At 71.7% G+C, this 13,700-nt stretch carries 12 protein-coding genes and 3 tRNA genes; 6 read left to right on the forward strand and 9 right to left on the reverse strand.

Features of this window, described 5'->3' with window-relative positions; translation table 11 throughout:
- Window positions 1-5: 5 nt before the first annotated feature.
- From ACFFRH_RS31300 to ACFFRH_RS31320, 5 genes are all read right to left on the reverse strand, one after another.
- A complete protein-coding gene (locus tag ACFFRH_RS31300; RefSeq protein ID WP_344749318.1) occupies window positions 6-821 on the reverse strand; it encodes a DUF6286 domain-containing protein in 816 nt (271 codons plus the stop codon).
- Window positions 821-1,471 (reverse strand): Asp23/Gls24 family envelope stress response protein, encoded by a 651-nt coding sequence (locus ACFFRH_RS31305; protein ID WP_344749102.1) that lies wholly within the window; start codon window positions 1,469-1,471, stop codon window positions 821-823. Before ACFFRH_RS31305 ends, ACFFRH_RS31300 begins: the two co-directional genes overlap by 1 nt.
- Window positions 1,468-1,656, reverse strand: coding sequence for a hypothetical protein (locus ACFFRH_RS31310; RefSeq protein ID WP_344749107.1), 189 nt, complete (start codon window positions 1,654-1,656; stop codon window positions 1,468-1,470). Before ACFFRH_RS31310 ends, ACFFRH_RS31305 begins: the two co-directional genes overlap by 4 nt.
- Window positions 1,653-1,919 carry an Asp23/Gls24 family envelope stress response protein gene (locus ACFFRH_RS31315; protein WP_344749101.1) on the reverse strand — a complete coding sequence of 89 codons (267 nt, stop codon included), beginning with the start codon at window positions 1,917-1,919 and terminating at the stop codon, window positions 1,653-1,655. Before ACFFRH_RS31315 ends, ACFFRH_RS31310 begins: the two co-directional genes overlap by 4 nt.
- Before the next feature lie 548 nt (window positions 1,920-2,467).
- Window positions 2,468-2,962 (reverse strand): Asp23/Gls24 family envelope stress response protein, encoded by a 495-nt coding sequence (locus ACFFRH_RS31320; RefSeq protein WP_386161158.1) that lies wholly within the window; start codon window positions 2,960-2,962, stop codon window positions 2,468-2,470.
- Between the two features lie 235 nt (window positions 2,963-3,197).
- On the opposite strand from ACFFRH_RS31320, the gene ACFFRH_RS31325 reads away from it, so the two are divergent.
- Both ACFFRH_RS31325 and gltX read left to right on the forward strand, forming a co-directional pair.
- Window positions 3,198-3,974 (forward strand): fumarylacetoacetate hydrolase family protein, encoded by a 777-nt coding sequence (locus tag ACFFRH_RS31325; protein WP_344749100.1) that lies wholly within the window; start codon window positions 3,198-3,200, stop codon window positions 3,972-3,974.
- A 28-nt stretch (window positions 3,975-4,002) separates the two neighbouring features.
- Entirely contained in the window at window positions 4,003-5,334 is a 1,332-nt protein-coding gene (gene gltX, locus ACFFRH_RS31330) for a glutamate--tRNA ligase (protein WP_344749105.1), read from the forward strand.
- Between the two features lie 51 nt (window positions 5,335-5,385).
- Here gltX and ACFFRH_RS31335 read toward each other — a convergent pair whose 3' ends face one another.
- Both ACFFRH_RS31335 and ACFFRH_RS31340 read right to left on the reverse strand, forming a co-directional pair.
- Window positions 5,386-7,047: a carboxylesterase/lipase family protein gene (locus tag ACFFRH_RS31335; protein ID WP_344749099.1), complete on the reverse strand. Its 1,662-nt coding sequence runs from the start codon at window positions 7,045-7,047 to the stop codon at window positions 5,386-5,388.
- 138 nt (window positions 7,048-7,185) lie between these two features.
- Complete coding sequence (locus ACFFRH_RS31340; protein ID WP_344749097.1) at window positions 7,186-9,174, reverse strand: M3 family metallopeptidase; 1,989 nt, start codon at window positions 9,172-9,174, stop codon at window positions 7,186-7,188.
- 175 nt (window positions 9,175-9,349) lie between these two features.
- On the opposite strand from ACFFRH_RS31340, the gene ACFFRH_RS31345 reads away from it, so the two are divergent.
- The 4 genes from ACFFRH_RS31345 (at window position 9,350) to ACFFRH_RS31360 (ending at window position 10,798) form a co-directional block, all read left to right on the forward strand.
- Window positions 9,350-9,421, forward strand: a tRNA-Gln gene (locus ACFFRH_RS31345).
- 62 nt (window positions 9,422-9,483) lie between these two features.
- Window positions 9,484-9,559, forward strand: a tRNA-Glu gene (locus ACFFRH_RS31350).
- Window positions 9,560-9,572: 13 nt separating this feature from the next.
- A tRNA-Glu gene (locus tag ACFFRH_RS31355) sits at window positions 9,573-9,645 on the forward strand.
- A gap of 187 nt (window positions 9,646-9,832) precedes the next feature.
- Window positions 9,833-10,798 (forward strand): redoxin domain-containing protein, encoded by a 966-nt coding sequence (locus tag ACFFRH_RS31360; RefSeq protein ID WP_344749096.1) that lies wholly within the window; start codon window positions 9,833-9,835, stop codon window positions 10,796-10,798.
- A gap of 213 nt (window positions 10,799-11,011) precedes the next feature.
- Here the strand turns inward: ACFFRH_RS31360 and ACFFRH_RS31365 are convergent, their stop codons facing one another.
- Both ACFFRH_RS31365 and ACFFRH_RS31370 read right to left on the reverse strand, forming a co-directional pair.
- The gene (locus tag ACFFRH_RS31365; RefSeq protein WP_386161159.1) at window positions 11,012-12,751 is read right to left on the reverse strand and encodes a hypothetical protein; all 1,740 of its coding nucleotides are present in this window, start codon (window positions 12,749-12,751) and stop codon (window positions 11,012-11,014) included.
- Between the two features lie 218 nt (window positions 12,752-12,969).
- The gene (locus tag ACFFRH_RS31370) at window positions 12,970-13,686 is read right to left on the reverse strand and encodes an IclR family transcriptional regulator (RefSeq protein WP_344749094.1); all 717 of its coding nucleotides are present in this window, start codon (window positions 13,684-13,686) and stop codon (window positions 12,970-12,972) included.
- Window positions 13,687-13,700 lie beyond the last annotated feature (14 nt).

Below are 13,700 nucleotides of genomic sequence, written 5' to 3' on the forward strand. Positions count from 1 at the left end.
GGTGCTCACTTCTCTCGCAGGTACACGCGGACGGGGTACTTCCAGACGGGGGAGAGCGCGGTGATCCGCAGGTTCACGGCCTCCCGTACGGCGTCGGCCAGCCCGCGGGTGTCCCGCATGCCGCTGTCGGCCGCGACGTGCACGGCCTTCCCCCGCAGGCGCACCCGGGCGTGCTCGATCCCCTGCACCTGCTCGGCCGCGTGGGCGAGCGACCGGGTGAAGCCCCGGCGCTGCATGCCGATGGCGAGGTCCTTGTCCCCGGTCCTCACCGGGATGAGCGTGGGCCGTCCCGGAACGATCGCGAGCAACACCAGCAGCAGGCCCAGCAGGCCGGCCAGGCCCGCACCCGCCATCACCCGGGGGTCGTTCCACGGCGTCGACGTCGCCCAGGACAGGATCCGGTCGTACGGCACCAGGCGGAGCGGGCGGCCCAGCAGCGCGGAGATGACCTCCAGCGCGAGGAGGAGGCCGATCAGGGTCATCAGGACGGCCGTGATGACCGACGGAAGCACCCGGCGGGGACGGAACGCCCTGATCGCCGCGCGATCCGCGGAGGCGTCCTTCGCCACCGTGCCGTATATCGGCTCCGGGGAAGGCTCCGTCGTGCCGTACGCCGACGTCACGGCGGGTTCCGTCGTGCCGTACGCCGGTGGTGCGGCGGGTTCCGCCACGTCGTACGCCGGTGGTGTGGCCGGTTCCGTCGTGCCGTACGCCGGAGGTGCCGCCGGTTCCGCCGTCTCCGGACGGGGTGTGGGCGTCGTCTCACCGGTCGGTTCCCCTCTGGGGACCGGCTCCGCCGGATCGGGTACCTGCCTGGCCATCATCGCTCCTCACGTAGCGGGACGATGTCCTCGGTGGGGTTGTCGGCGGGATCGCCGGCGGGCTCCGTGGCCCGGTCCGGGATCCGGTCCGAGGTCCCGGCGCCGGTCCGGCCGGCGCCGCCCGCCGGGTCTCCTCCGGCCGTCGTGGCGCCCTCGGCCCGCGAGATCCCGTGATCGCCGTGATCGCCGTGGGCGGGGGTCACGTTGGTGACGAGGACGTCGATGTAGCCGACGTCCTTGCCGGTGAGGGCCATCACCCGTTGGGCGACGTGGTGCCTCACCTCCTCGGCCACCTCTCGGATCGGGGCCGGGTACTCCACCGTCACGTCCAGCTGGAGCGTCGTGAGCCCGCCGTCGAGGGTGGCGCGGGTGCCGCCGCGAAAGGACAACGCCTTCCGCTCGCCGACCTCCCGTACCCGTGCCACCTCTCCGGCCGCGCGGGCCGCGATACGCGACACCACCCGGCGGGATATGTCGGTCCTGCCGCGCTGTTCGGCCGGTACGGCCTGCCGTGACGGCTGGGCGGGAACGGCGGATCGCGTGGACCGCCCGCTCTCCGCGAGGGCGGAGCCCTCCTGCCGCGAGGCAGGGGGGTCCGGATCCGCGGACGTCCCGGAGGACGCGGGACGGTGCTCGACAGGTGTGTTCATCGACGTCTCGCCGCCAGCCGGGACAGGTCGACCTCTCCGGTCTCCGCGAAGCGGCCGATGAGGAATCCGACGGCGCCCAGTACGAGCACCAGCAGGAACGCGCCGAGGCCGCCGAAGGCCGCCGCGAAGCCCAGAAGGACGCCGACGATCGTGCCGACTACGGACCACACTGGGAAATTACTCATCTCAAACCTCCGATATGGACGTTTACCGGCCGGTCGCCCACCATCGGAGCGACCGCCGCTCGCACCCCGTCGGCGATCTCCGGCAACGGGCGCCCCATCCTGACGACGATCGAGACCTCCACCTCGTCCTCGCGCAGCGCGACACCGGCCAGCCGCTCGCCGGGCAGGTAGGTCGCCACGGTCCCGAACGGCCCGCCCGACAGATCCACGACGTCGGGGCAGCGCCGTACGGCATCGGCGATCCTGTGCGCGAGGCCGGACACCCTGCGGGTCGGGTCCTCCGGTTCGCGGGTGACGACGGCCGCCTCCCGTGCGGGATCCGGCGCCGGCCGGGTCGCGGTGGCCGCCCCACGGGCCGGGTCCCCGGACTCGCCCGGTGGCCTCGCCGTCGCACCGGCTCCCCGGCCGCCCGCTGCCTCCTGGCTCTGGCCCGCCGCTCTCCGGGCGGGATCCTCCGGCTCGCGCGCGGGCGCGGCCTTCTGCCGGGGTACGGCGGCCGGCCTGCGGGACGGATCGTTCGGCCGGTGCGCGGGGATGGCCGTCGCCGGTGTCGGAACGGGGGGCCTGGCGGGTTCCCCCGGTCCGCGTGCGGGTGTGGCCGTCTCGTGACCGGGCCCCCCGCCCCGCGGAGGCGTGGTCGCCCCGCCGCCGGTCTCTCCCCGCCGTGGAGGCCCGGCCGTCTCGCCGCCGGGCTCCCCGTGCCGCGCGGATGCCCCGCGGCCCGGATCCGGCGACGCCGGAGGAGTCGTGGTCTCGCGGGCCGGATCCCTGGGCTCGCGGTCCGGACCCGCCGCACCGCCTGCCGGGCCGTTCACTGGACGCGGGGCTCCGACTCGGACGGCTCTTCCTGCCTGTCCTTGTCCTGGCCGGGCATGTGGACGTCGGAGACCTTGATGTTGACCTCGGTGACCTCAAGTCCGGTCATGCGCTCGACCGCCATGATCACGTTGCGGCGTATGGCGGCGGCGAGGTCGGGGATGGCGATCCCGTACTCGACGACCACTTCGAGATCGGCGGCGGCCTGCCGCTCGCCCACCTCGACCGAGACTCCTTGGTTGGCGCTCTTGTCGACGCCCACCATGCCGCGTACCGCGCCGAGAGCGCGTGCCGTGCCCGCGCCCATGTTGTACACGCCAGGGATCTCCCTGGCCGCGAGGCCCGCGATCTTCGATACGACCCCGCTGTCGATGGTGGTGGTCCCCTTGGGGGTGACCAGGCCACCCTGGGCTCCGGGACTGTCGGTGCGTGCCCTGGGCACCGTGGCCTCGTCGCCCTTGGGCCTGTTCACCGTGCTGGCTTCAGTCACGTCCGTTCCTTCCCCCACAGAAAGGCCTTCCGGCCTCCCCGATGCCTCTCAGGCGGTCATACCCCCCATATGCTTATAAATCAGGACATAGCTTTTCTTGGAGCAAACATGGCGCTATCGATAAAATCGGATTTGTAGACATTTCTAGTCACATATGGTGCAGGCTTCCTGGGTGGTGGGACGGGGAGACACGGGCACGGTCCGGCGGGACCCTGAGCGCGACTAGCCTTGTCGTGTGCGTATAGCGAGGTTCTCCACAGGAGACGGTGTCGGGTTCGGGGTGGTCGAGGGAGGCCCGGGGGAGGAGTTCATCTCCGGGATCTCCGGTCACCCGTTCGGGCCGATCCAGTTCACCGGCGAGCGATACTCGCTCTCCCAGGTCAGGCTGGTCGCGCCCATGCTGCCCAGCAAGGTCGTCGCGATCGGCAAGAACTACGCCGACCACGCCCACGAGATGGGCGGCGAGGTCCCCGACGAGCCGCTGGTCTTCCTCAAGCCGTCGACCTCGGTGATCGGCTCGGGCGAGGCGATCGCCTACCCGACGACGCTCTCCCAGCGGGTCGACTACGAGGGAGAGCTGGCGGTGGTGATCGGCAGGCTCTGCCGTGAGGTGCCCCGCGAGCGGGCGCACGAGGTCATCTTCGGCTACACCTGCGCCAACGACGTCACGGCGCGGGACCTGCAGAAGAAGGACGTCCAGTTCACCCGGGCCAAGGGCTTCGACACCTTCTGCCCGCTCGGCCCCTGGATCCAGACCGAGCTCGACCCGGGCGACGTCGGCATCGTCACGTCGGTGAACGGCGAGATCAAGCAGAACTCGCGCACCTCCAAGCTCATGTACGACATCCCCGCGCTGATCGCCCACGTGAGCGCGGTCATGACCCTGATCCCCGGTGACGTCATCCTCACCGGGACCCCCGAGGGGGTCGGGCCGCTCAACGTCGGCGACGAGGTCAGCGTCTTCATCGAAGGAATCGGCACTCTCAGCAACCGGGTGGTCTCCCGTGATTAGGGTTCGTTTCGCCCCCTCGCCGACCGGCATGTTCCATGTCGGCGGCGCCCGCTCCGCGCTGTTCAACTGGGCCCTCGCCGAGCAGGCCGGCGGGAGGTTCGTGTTGCGCGTCGAGGACACCGACGCCGCGCGCAACCGGCCCGAATGGACCGAGGGCATCATCTCGGCGCTCGCCTGGATCGGCATCAACGAGGACAGCCCGGTCTTCGAGGGCCCCTACTTCCAGTCGTCGTACGAGAAGCAGCACCGCGAGGCCGTGGCCGGCCTCGTCGCCGACGGCCGGGCCTACTACTGCACGTGCACGCGCGACGACGTGAAGGCGCGCACCGGCTCCGAGCACCAGGGCTACGACGGCTTCTGCCGCGACCGGGGCCTGACCGAGGGCGCGGTCCGCTTCCGCACGCCCGACGAGGGCGTCACCGTGGTCCAGGACCTGGTCCGCGGCACCGTCGAGTTCCCCGACAACGCGATGGAGGACTTCGTCGTCGCGCGCGGCGACGGCTCCCCGCTGTTCGTGCTGGCCAACGTCGTCGACGACATCGAGATGCGGATCAGCCACGTGGTCCGGGCCGAGGAGCACCTTTCCAACACGCCCAAGCAGCAGCTGCTCTGGGAGGCGCTCGGCGTCACCCCGCCCACCTGGGCACACGTGCCGGTGATCGTCAACGAGAAGCGCCAGAAGCTGTCCAAGCGCCGCGACAAGGTCGCCCTGGAGTCCTACCGCGAGGAGGGCTACCTGGCCGAGGCGATGGTCAACTACCTGATGCTGCTCGGCTGGGGCCCCGGCGACGACCGGGAGATCATGCCCTGGTCGGAGATGGTGCCGCTGTTCAAACTGGCGGACGTCAACCCCTCCCCGGCGTTCTTCGACGAGAAGAAGCTCCGCGCGTTCAACGGCGAGTACATCCGGGCGCTGCCCCTGGAGGAGTTCGCCGCCCGCTGCGAGCCGTGGCTGGAGCCCGGCTGGGACCGCGCGACCTTCGCCAAGGTCGCCGAGCTCGCCCAGACCCGCATCGCGGTCCTGTCCGAGATCACGGCGAACGTCGACTTCCTCTTCCTGGACGAGCCCGTCTTCGACCAGGCGTCGTGGGACAAGGCGATGAAGAACTCCGCCGTGGAGATCCTCACCGGCTATCTCGCCCGCCTGGAGACGGTCGACATGGACCCTGAGTCGCTGAAGACCGCCCTGGAGGAGGTCGGCGCCGAGCAGGGTCTCAAGCTCGGCAAGGCCCAGGCCCCCGTGCGGGTGGCCGTCACCGGCCGGACCGTGGGCCTGCCGCTGTTCGAGTCGATCGAGGTCCTCGGCCGCGAGCGCTCCATCGAGCGCCTCCGCGCCGCCCTCGCGAAGCTCCAGGCCTGACCGACCTCGCCGACAGGGCCCGGTCTCCGGGCCCCGTCCGGCCTTCGCGTCCTATCCGGCTCGCGTCCCCCGCCCGGCGAGCTCGTCCCAGAAGGCGAGGTTGTGGGCCGAGGCGCGGTCGAAGGGCTTGATGCCGTCCCGTCCAGGGGACAGCTCCTGCACGTACGGCGTGCCGTCGGCGGGGCGCACGCGCTTCCAGGCGGGCAGGCCCGGCCGGTTCGGGTCGCCGGTGGCGGCGAACCCCGACCAGTAGTCGATCATCGTGTCCCCGAGCCGCCGCTGCGCGGGGGTGAGCGGAGCGGACTCCCAGCCGACCCCGAACAGGAACGACAACTCGGAGCCGTGCGCGGCGAGCGGCCTGACCCCTTCCGACAGCGGGAAGAGCGGGGGCGCCGTACGGTCGGTGAACTCGTAGGAGTAGGTCGGCACGTGCCGGGCGAGCAGCAGGTCGGTGTCGCGCGCCTGCCAGGCCCAGTCCAGGTCGCTCATGATGGCCGCCAGCGCCTGGAGGGGCGGGCCGTCGTGGGTGCCCACCGGATACCGGGCCAGGACCTCGGGACCCGCGGCGCCGAACTCGGTGTTGACCTTGAGTTCGTAGTCCGCGGCCGTCATCGGCTCCTCGGAGAGGGCCGGAGCGAACAAGGTGCCCTCGTCCCGGGTGATGCCCGTCAGCACCGGCACCCGGTGGAAGCGGCCCTCCTGGAGCACCTTCGCCGGGTCCTCGGGCAGCACCGCGTTGCCGTACCCCGGCAGCGGGAGGACGGGTGCGGCGAGCAGGTCGGCCACCGGCTTGCCCCGCAGGCAGGCGGGCGCGGTCCCCGGGTCGGCGCACCCCAGCCCGGCGGCCAAATACTGCCCGTAGCCCTCGTAGGAGGCCTTGGGCAGCCACAGGGGCACCTTCAGGACCGGCGTCAGCGGGGTGCCCTCGAAGCTCCCCGCCCCGCACGGGCTGCTCTGGGCGATCGCCCGGTGGAACAGCCCTGCCGCCGAGGGGGAGGTGAGCTGCGCGCACACCGAGTGCGACCCCGCGGACTCGCCGGCCAGGGTGACGTTGCGCGGGTCGCCGCCGAACGCCGCCGCGTTGCGCCGCACCCAGCGCAGGGCCGCCTGCTGGTCCTCGATCCCGAAGGCCCCGGAGTCCTCCAGCCCGGGATGGCCGAAGAACCCGAAGATCCCCAGCCGGTAGTTGACCGTGACCACCACGACGTCGCCCCGCCCGGCCAGCCTGCGGGCGTCGTAGTCGCTGCCCGCGCCCCTCGTCAGGCCCCCGCCGTGCAGCCACACCACGACCGGCTTGAGACGGTTCCCGCCGCTCCGCGCGGGCGCCGTCACGTTGAGGTAGAGGCAGTCCTCCGCCTCGCTAGCCGGCAGCCCCCAGTCGTCGGCGGTCTGCGCGCACCGGCTGCCGGGCGCGGTGGCGTCGCGCACCCCCGGCCACGGGGTGACGGCCCGCGGCGACCGCCAGCGCAGCTCCCCGACCGGCGGCGCGGCGTACGGGATGCCCTGGAAGAGCCGGTGGCCGCCGGCCTCCGTGCCCCTCACCCACCCGGCGTCGGTACGGACCGTCGTCCCCCTGGTCAGCGGGGCCGAGGCCGCTTCTCGCGTGTCGTACGCTTCCCGCCCGGCCGCGGCCGGGCCGGCGGCTCCCAGTAACAGGGCTCCCGCCAGACCGGCGACGAGCGCGGCACTGATCCTGTTCCGTGGTCGTTTCATGACTTTTACGATGCCCGCCCGGCGCGTCGCGCGCACTGGCTCCGCGCCCCTCGCCGGGGTGCGGTTTCCCGCACCCCGGCGATGGACGAAGGACCACGCGGACAGGGGGGCTGGGCCCGGCCGGGGGTGCCGGGGGGGTTAGGTGAGCAGGCCGCGGCGCTTCAGCAGGGGCTCGATGCGCGGGTCGCGCCCGCGGAAGTCGCGGAAGGCGTCCATCACGTCCCGCGAGCCGCCCACCGACAGCAGGGTGGAGCGGAAGTGGTCGCCGTTCCCGCGCCCGAGGCCGCCGTTCTCCTTGAACCAGTCGACGCTCTCGGCGTCGAGCACCTCGCTCCAGATGTAGGAGTAGTAGCCGGCGCTGTAGCCGCCCACCCCGCTGAAGAAGATGTGCGCGAAGTAGTTGGTCCGGTAGCGGGGCCGGACCAGGTCGAAGGCGATCCCCGCGCGCTCCAGGGCCGCGTTCTCGAACGCCTCGGCGTCCGCGGCGTTCCTGACGGGCTCGCCCGCCGCCAGCTTGTGCCAGGACCAGTCGAGCAGCGCCGCCGCGAGGTACTCGACGGTGCTGAAGCCCTGGTTGAACTTCTCGGCGGCCCTCATCTTCTCCAGGAGCTCCGCGGGCACGGGCTCGCCGGTCTCGTGGTGCCTGGCGAAGTTGGCGAGGATCGACGGCCAGGTGGCCCACATCTCGTTGACCTGCGAGGGGTACTCCACGAAGTCGCGCGGCACCGCCGTGCCGGAGACCCGGGGGAAGCGCACGTCGGAGAACAGGCCGTGCAGGGCGTGGCCGAACTCGTGGAAGGCGGTGTTGACCTCGTCGAACGTGAGCAGCGTCGGCCCCTCGGCGGGCTTGGTGATGTTGAGGTTGTTCATCACCACGGGCCGCTCGTCGAACAGGTGCGACTGGTCGACCAGGTTGTTCATCCAGGCCCCGCCGCGCTTGGTGGGCCGGGCGTACGGGTCGAACAGGAACAGTCCGAGCGGCGAGCCGTCGGCGTCGAACACCTCGAAGACCCGCACGTCCGGGTGGTACCCGGCCAGGTCGTCCCGCTCGGAGAAGACGACCCCGTACAGCTCGCCCGCCGCGTGGAAGACCCCGTCGCGCAGCACCCGGTCCAGCTCGAAGTACGGGCGCAGGTCGGCGCCGTCGAAGTCGTAGCGGGCCTTGCGCACCCGCTCCGCGTAGAAGGACCAGTCCCAGGGCTCGATGGGGAAACCGGCCTGCTCGCTCAGCGCCTCGGCCTCCCGGCGGGCGTTGGCCACCGCCGGGCCCACCAGCTTGCCGAGCATCTCCTCGACGGCGTCGGTGGTCTTGGCCGTCTGGTCGGCGACGGAGTAGGCGGCGTGGCTGGGGTAGCCGAGCAGCGCCGCCCGCTCGGCGCGGAGCGTCGCCATCCTGGCCGCCAGCTCGAAGTTCTCCGGAGCCCGGCCCGTGGACAGCTCGTACAGCCTCCTGCGGGTCTCCCTGTCGGTCAGCTCCGCCAGGGCGGGCTGGTTGGTGTGGTTGAACAGCGTCAGGACGTACGAGCCGTCCTTCTCGATCGCCTTGATCGTGCTCTCGGAGAGCCCGTCCAGCAGCCTGATGTCCTCGACGACCAGTGCGGAGTCGGTGGAGGCCGTCAGCAGGTTCTGGGAGAAGGTCGTGGCGAGCCTGCTCAGCTCCTCGTTGAGCTCCCTGAGACGCTCCTGGTCGGTCTCGGACAGGTCGGCCCCGGCCCTGACGAAGTCGACGCGGTACTTCTCCAGCAGCCACGCCTCCTCGGCGTCGTCGGTGGCCACCTGTTTGATCCGGGCGTACAGGGAGCGGTCGAGGCGGATGGAGTCGGCGTGCTGGGTCAGCCTGGGGGAGACCTCCGTCTCGATCTCCCGGATGCCGTCGGTCGCGTCGGAGGCCGAGACGCTGAAGAAAACGGTCACGGTCCGGTGGAGGATCCGCCCCGAGCGCTCCAGGGCCTCGATCGTGTTGGCGAACGTCGCGGGCTCCGGATTCTCGGTGATCTCCCGCACCTCACGGAGCTGGTCGGCCATGCCGCGCTCGAAGGCCGGAAGGTAGTGCTCCTCCCTGACCAGGGCGAACGGCGGAAGCCCGTAGGGCAGCTCGCTGGGGGTGAAGAACGGGTTGTCGGTCAAGGTGGGAACTCCTCACATGCGGCCGGATCTCTCGAGCAGCGTTACACAGGGGACCTTCGTGGCGGCGGCCGGGTGATACCGCGATTCGGCCGCCGGCAATCGTTTTGGTCTTGACCCCCAACCTGGGCTATTCTTTCGGAGTCGCCAGCGAGTCCCGCAAGGGGGTCCAGCGCGGTGGGGTATGGTGTAATTGGCAACACGGCTGATTCTGGTTCAGTTGTTCTAGGTTCGAGTCCTGGTACCCCAGCTGCATCTTCTCAGGAAGATGCCGCAGATTCGGTCCCCTCCGAATCTGATGACAGTGTGTAGGGTCCCGTCGTCTAGTGGCCCAGGACGCCGCCCTCTCAAGGCGGTAGCGCCGGTTCGAATCCGGTCGGGACTACCACTGTCTCTCGCAAGGCTCCGTCGTCTAGTGGCCTAGGACGCCGCCCTCTCAAGGCGGTAGCGCCGGTTCGAATCCGGTCGGGGCTACATCGCGAACCCCTGGAAGCAATTGCTTCCAGGGGTTTTTCGCGTTCCCGGTTTTTTCTACGGGACTTCCGCGGGGCCTCTTTTTCCTGCGGAGCGTCCTTGACCAGATGGCTTCCTCTGGAGCGCCCTTGACTAGATAGTCGCACTCTCCAATAATTGGAGAGTGCGACTATCTAATGGAGGTGGAATGATCACCCTGCTGGCCGACGGACACGAGAAGCCGATCGCCGGAGCCGTGCTGCCGCACGGGGAGACCGTCCTCGGCTGGGAGCGCAAGCCGCACGGCTGGTGCCGCGGCGACGCGTGCGTCCCCGCCTTCCGCGCCGCCGCGGCCGAGACCGCGGAGGGCGTCGACCTGGTCGCGTTCGCCGGGTTGCTCGGCAGGCAGGTGGTGGCCGACCTGGACGAGGGCGTGATCGCCGTCGGCGAGCCCGCCGACCTCCCCCTCGGCCGGGCGCCGGAGTTCGGGCCGCTGACCGCGCTGCGCGGCACCAAGGTCGCGCTGGTCTTCTGGGCCTCGTGGTGCGGCTGCCGCTACGACCTGCCCGCCTGGGAGGCCCTGCACACCGAACTCGGCGGGTACGGCTTCAACGTGGTCAGCGTCTCCCTCGACCGCGACCCCGAGGCCGCCCGCGAATGGCTCGGCGAGGTCACCCACCCGGCGGTGGTCGACGCCGACGGCCGGATCGCCGAGCTCTACAACGTGATCAACGTGCCGACCGTCGTCTGGGTCGACGAGGAGGGCCGGATCGCCCGTCCCCAGGACACCATGACCGCCACCGACACCTTCCGGTCGATGAACGGCCTGTCCTCCGAGCGGGCCGTCGCGGCCCTGCGCAGGTGGGTGATCGACGGCGACGCCGGGACGACTTCCCGGGAGCTGCGCGCCCCCACCGGCGACGAGCGGCTGGCCCGGCTGCACGCGCGGCTGGCGGCGTGGCTCTTTCGCGCGGGGCGCGGGGCCGCCGCCGAGCGCCACCTCGCGCGGGCCGCCGCCCTCGCCCCGCACGACCTGGCCATCCGCCGGGGGCTCATGCCGCTCAACGGTGTCGACCCGTTCGGCGAGCGCTACTTCGCGCTCCGCGACGAACTGGAGAGCGCGGGAATCGCGATCTACCGGCCGCTGCCCGACTGGCAGGACGAGCGCGTCTGACCCCACCGCCCGCCGGGACGGTGACGAGCGCGCCCGCCCCGCCGCCTGCCGGGGGTGATGAGCGCGTCTGCCCCCGCGCCCGCCGGGGTGGTGCGGAGTCGCGGCCGGCCTCCGTCTCCGGGCTCACCGAGGGCGTACGGGCGACCGGTCGCCCGTCGGGTCCGCGGCCGGGGTTCACCCGGCCGCGGAGGGGGAGCGCGGAGGCGGGGGCGGCTAGTTCTGCCCCGAGCGGGCCTTGAACAGCGCCCGCTTGGCGGCCTTGCCCACCTGCTTGTCGGGGTGGGCCTTGCCGATCGCCTCCAGCAGCTCCTCGAGGTGCGGGTGCGGCACCTTCCAGATCACTTCGAGCAGGCTGACCAGATTCGGCACGTTGCCGATGTCGTCGAGGCTGCTGACGAACTCCGGGCGGCCGAGACCGGCGGAGATGGTCAGCATGTCGAGGATGAGCCAGTGGGTGTCGGCCTGGGTGGGCGTGGGGGCGTCCTCGACGCCCAGCTGGGCCAGGTGGGTGGCCGCGTACGGGCGCAGGGAGGGCTCGTCGAGGGCCTCCCGCCACGCGGGCACGGCCACGTCGCCGAGCGAGCCGACCATGCTGGCCGCCTGGACCCGGATCAGCGCGTCGGCGTCGTCCTCGGCGGCGGCCTCCAGCAGGTCCCTGGCGGCCTGCTCGGGGGCGCGCAGCTCCATCCAGGCCGCGAACTCGGCGTCCGCCTCCTCCTCGGGCAGCTCGGCGCCGAAGGAGAGCAGGTCGAGGGCCGTCATCGCGTCGATGGCGGGCCGGGCGTCCAGCTCGATGTCGGCGTCGTCCACGAGGTGGACCACGCCCTCCATGCCGAGCGGCGTCAGCCGCACCTGGTCGTGCTCCACCTCGACCATGCCGTATCCGGCCAGCCAGTCGAGCACGGGGTTGAGCGGGTCGCCGTACTGCGCGGTGGCGGCGGTCCAGGCCTCGGCGCCCAGGTCGTCGTACTCGGCGGCGGCCTCGGCCAGCTCGGTGCGGAGCTCGGCCAGCGGCTTCGAGCCCGTCGCGAGCAGCACCCGGAGCAGCAGCGCCCTGGTCAGCCCGGACAGGGCGATCGTCGCCTCCTCGTCCTCCAGCTCGGGGTCGCCGTAGTCGATGGAGTGCAGGCCCGCCATCCACGCGTCGAGGGCGTCGTCGTCCTCCTCGAAGGGCCACTCCGCGGTGTCGGCGTCGACGCTGACCGTGTCCTCCCCCTCGGGCTGGAGGAAGTCGAGGTCGATCGCGAGGTTCCAGATGTTCCAGAGGGCGGGGACGGAGTCGGCCAGCGACGCGCCGCCCTTCTCGGGGACCGGAAGCTTCAGGACCGCGAGGGCCTCGACGATCTCGGCGTCGTCGAGCAGGCTCGTCTCGCCCACCCGGCGCTCGGTCCCGACCCAGACCGCGAGGTCGCGGGCCTTGGCGATCAGGGTCGTCTCGCGGGTGGCCGCGGCGAGCTCGCTGTCGGGGCGGAGCCGGATCGTCGGCAGCTCGGAGAGCTCGTCGGCGAACGGCTCGAAGTCGCCGAGCCCCTCGGACTCCTCGTCGTACTCCTCGTCGTCCTCGTCCTCCTCGACGACGAGGTCCTCCATGGCGTCGACGAAGTCGTCCTCGAGGCGGTCGAGCTCGGCGAGCAGGTCGCCCAGCGAGGCGGAGCCCTTGGCCAGGCGGTCGGACTCCGACAGGAAGGTCAGGTAGGCGCGGATCGCGGGCACCATGCCGTCGGCCGCCGCGTCGGGGTCCTCGACGACCTGTGGCATCCGATCGAGGAGCACCGTGCGCAGGTCGGACTGCTTCCACCGGCCGACGTCGTCGGAGGCGATCAGGCGGTGCCAGAGTGCGACAGAGCCGACCAGGTTGGAATCGCTGCCGGGTGCGTTCTCACGCGCCCAGAGGATGAAGTTTTGGAGCAGGGGACGCAGTTCAGCCGCGGCTGCCTCGATGCGATCTGTCACCTTCCCAGCCTAGGGGGCCGCAGGGGTGCTCGCCTCCTCATATCGTCCTCTGGTCGGCCGGTGTCAGCCGCCGCGGCCCTCCGGTCAGGCGATCCGGCCGCCGTGGCGGGTCCGCCCGCCGTCAGCGGGCCCTCCAGCGGACCTCCATCGGCCCTCCGCCGACCCTTGATCACTCCTCGGTCGGCCCAGTTCGGCCCCGGCCGGTCCTCGGCCGGTCCTCAGTTGGCGCGGCGCATGGTTTCGGTGATCCGCTCGGCGGCGGTGACCACGGGGGCGGCGTGCAGGCGGCCGGGGGTGCGGGTCAGGCGCTCGATCGGGCCGGAGACCGACACCGCGGCGACCACCTTGCCGCCCGCGCCCCTGATCGGCGCCGAGACGCTGGCCACACCCTGCTCGCGCTCGCCGACGCTGTGCGCCCAGCCCCTGCGCCGCACGCTCGCCAGCGTGGCCGCGGTGAACTTGGCCCCGCGCAGGCCCCGGTGCAGGCGGTCGGGCTCCTCCCAGGCGAGCAGGATCTGCGCCGCGGAACCGGCGATCATCGGCAGCGCCGAGCCGACCGGCACGGTGTCGCGCAACCCGCTGGCGCGCTCGGCGGCGGCCACGCAGACCCGCTCGTCACCCTGGCGACGGTAAAGTTGCGCGCTTTCCCCGGTCAGGTCCCTGAGCTGGGTGAGGACCGGAGAGGCGACGGCCAGTAGCCGGTCCTCGCCGGCGGCCGTGGACAACTCGGACAGGCGCGGACCCAGCACGAACCGGCCCTGTGTGTCACGGGAGACGATCCGGTGATGCTCCAGCGCGACGGCCAGCCGGTGGGCCGTGGGCCGTGCCAGGCCGGTGGCCTGAACGAGCTGTGCGAGGGACGCCGGTCCCGCTTCGAGGGCATTGAGCACGAGGACGGCCTTGTCGAGTACGCCGACTCCGCTAGAGTTGTCCATACACCGATACTGCC

This window comes from Streptosporangium vulgare (assembly GCF_042428775.1).
Classification (GTDB): Bacteria; Actinomycetota; Actinomycetes; order Streptosporangiales; family Streptosporangiaceae; genus Streptosporangium; species Streptosporangium vulgare.

What these genes read in the sequence shown, in the direction of transcription:
- ACFFRH_RS31300 (WP_344749318.1), bottom strand. Translation starts at nt 821, where the DNA reads ATGGCCAGGCAGGTACCCGATCCGGCGGAGCCGGTCCCCAGAGGGGAA.
- ACFFRH_RS31305 (WP_344749102.1), bottom strand. Translation starts at nt 1,471, where the DNA reads ATGAACACACCTGTCGAGCACCGTCCCGCGTCCTCCGGGACGTCCGCG.
- ACFFRH_RS31310 (WP_344749107.1), bottom strand. Translation starts at nt 1,656, where the DNA reads ATGAGTAATTTCCCAGTGTGGTCCGTAGTCGGCACGATCGTCGGCGTC.
- gltX (WP_344749105.1), top strand. Translation starts at nt 4,003, where the DNA reads ATGTTCCATGTCGGCGGCGCCCGCTCCGCGCTGTTCAACTGGGCCCTC.
- ACFFRH_RS31335 (WP_344749099.1), bottom strand. Translation starts at nt 7,047, where the DNA reads ATGAAACGACCACGGAACAGGATCAGTGCCGCGCTCGTCGCCGGTCTG.
- ACFFRH_RS31360 (WP_344749096.1), top strand. Translation starts at nt 9,833, where the DNA reads ATGATCACCCTGCTGGCCGACGGACACGAGAAGCCGATCGCCGGAGCC.
- ACFFRH_RS31370 (WP_344749094.1), bottom strand. Translation starts at nt 13,686, where the DNA reads ATGGACAACTCTAGCGGAGTCGGCGTACTCGACAAGGCCGTCCTCGTG.